This is a genomic window from Synechococcus sp. H55.2 (assembly GCF_047462495.1).
GTDB lineage: Bacteria > Cyanobacteriota > Cyanobacteriia > Thermostichales > Thermostichaceae > Thermostichus.
Genome location: NZ_JANSJH010000184.1, coordinates 1 through 1,564 on the forward strand (window position 1 = coordinate 1; position 1,564 = coordinate 1,564).

The 1,564-nt window shown below is 49.0% G+C and carries 2 protein-coding genes; one reads left to right on the plus strand and one right to left on the minus strand.

All coding sequences use genetic code 11. The features are described 5' to 3' along the window. Window positions 1-482 (plus strand): type IV pilin protein (locus tag NW844_RS12775; RefSeq protein WP_414336189.1); only part of this gene is annotated, 482 nt, incomplete at its 5' end. A gap of 74 nt (window positions 483-556) precedes the next feature. Here the strand turns inward: NW844_RS12775 and NW844_RS12780 are convergent. Next, complete coding sequence (locus NW844_RS12780) at window positions 557-1,468, minus strand: glycosyltransferase family 2 protein (protein ID WP_414336191.1); 912 nt, start codon at window positions 1,466-1,468, stop codon at window positions 557-559. Window positions 1,469-1,564: the final 96 nt, after the last annotated feature.

Sequence of the window (1,564 nt, forward strand, 5' to 3'; positions counted from 1 at the left end):
GCTTCACCCTGATCGAACTGCTGGTGGTGATCGTGATTGTGGGCGTGCTGTCTGCAGTGGCAGTTCCCCAATTCCTGAACCAAGTGCGCCGCTCCCGCACGGCCGAGGCTCAGGCGGCTCTTACTGCAGTAGGTCGCGGTTCTGAGGTCTATCGCCTGGATGTTGGCGTGTATCCGAACGACTACACCAGAATCAAGTTTGGTTGTCCTAGTAGTACCGGTGCGGACTCCTGCGGCGCCAAAGGTGACAAATTCATGAACGACCCGTGGAGCGCTCCCAACTACGAGACGCCAGTAGCCAGTAATGTTCAGAGTACTTCACCTCAAGGGATGCGCTGGGACACCACTGCTGTCACAGGTGCAAGCCGCTATGTTACCGCTTCCGGCAGCCGAATTCAATGCACCATTGGCCTGGGATCCCAGGAGAAGGTTGTAACCAGCCTCTCTACCTTCGTAGGCAAGAGCTGCAACGTGTTTGACTAGTTTCTGCGGGTTCCACTGTTTGCTTTGCTCCCTTTGGGGAGCTTTTTTTAGTCCTCTGAAACAACCTGGGATTTTCAGGGGTTAAGTACAGTTGCTAGTAACTGAGAAGGATAGTAGATGCGGGTGAGGATACCCTCCTCTATCAAGCTCTGGTTAATCATGGAGTTGCTATAGAGTATGAACTTTTGGTAAAGAGCCACCATTTGATAGATATCTCGCGAGCAGTATGCATCCCTTGAGGCCAAGTGAAAGGGAACGCGAATGGGATTAGACTTTGAGCGCCACCAGTAGTCGGGAAAGTTGCCCAGTTGAGCGTACTTCTTGTAGTAGTTCTGGAAGCCGCAATTCAAGTAGTGCAAAACGGTTGGAGATGAGGTGACTAGGGTATGCTCCTCTGGAATGTCAAAACTATGTACGCTATTTGGCAAAATACTGGGATAAACTCGAGCTGCTGATTTTCCATTTTGATAGGCTAAAAAGTATTGAATCTTGCCAGAGATTCTCTCAAACTTAGTATAAAAGTTGGGATCTAAAACAGCAGGGTTTTGCTTGAACAGAGTAACTTCGCGAAAGTAATCTTCAATCTCAAACTTTTCGGGGGCTGCCTCGTAGTTTAAGAAGCGAACCTGAAGTATGTCGCTACCTAGCTGGTCAAACCAATCCAAGGTAAGTGCCTCGCCGAGATAGAAGAGCTCATCTCCATCAATGTGAATGATCCAATCCATGCCTTGCTCAAGGGCAATTTGTATAGCAGTTTCCACATTTAAAATCTGGCGGGCCATGACCTCGTAGCTGACATGAGGGCCATATTTTGCATAGAGGATATTGCCTAGCGCTTGCTGGACTTGCAAAGCTTCGTCGTTGGGAATAGCTGTTACGTCGGAGAATCTAAGCGCTATCTGAGCAGCAGGATCCTCCGGATCGTCAAAGAAGATATAGATGTGGGCGATCCCGATGGCGAGGTGGTAGCGAATGAAGGATTCCAAGCAAACTCCCGGATCCCGAACTGTGGTAACAATACAGACTTTGGCCATATTGAATTCGAGCCTTTAGGCAAGTTGCTTGGTTCCTAACCAAGTGTT